Origin of the sequence: Caballeronia sordidicola, from assembly GCF_000729995.1 — a bacterium.
GTDB classification, from domain to species: domain Bacteria; phylum Pseudomonadota; class Gammaproteobacteria; order Burkholderiales; family Burkholderiaceae; genus Caballeronia; species Caballeronia sordidicola_A.
In genome coordinates this window covers 1-257 of sequence record NZ_JNFG01000189.1, presented here as the reverse complement: position 1 = coordinate 257, position 257 = coordinate 1, and the positions used below count along the sequence as shown (strand labels likewise).

General features: G+C 61.1%; 1 pseudogene. It reads left to right on the top strand.

Annotation, left to right across the window (positions count from 1 at the left end):
• Nucleotides 1-42: 42 nt before the first annotated feature.
• Nucleotides 43-257: pseudogene (locus FH08_RS0134335) on the top strand (IS30 family transposase); the annotation flags it as partial.

The following is a 257-nucleotide window of genomic DNA, read 5'->3' as shown; positions in this document are numbered from 1 at the left end:
CGCAACACCTCTGTTCCAATACGGAAATCGGAGGATGAGGCTATGAAACGACAAGCAAAACCGTGGTTGACGTCGACCCAGAAGGGGGAGATTTGGAAGCGCTGGCGCGCAGCGGAGTCTGTCAGCGAGATTAGTCGGGCGCTGGAGCGTGAAGTGGGCTCGGTGCATCGGATGCTTGCTAAGCGCGGTGGGATCGCACCGCCGCCAAGAAAGCGCTCGCCACGTGCACTGACGCCCGAGGAGCGCGAAGCGATCTC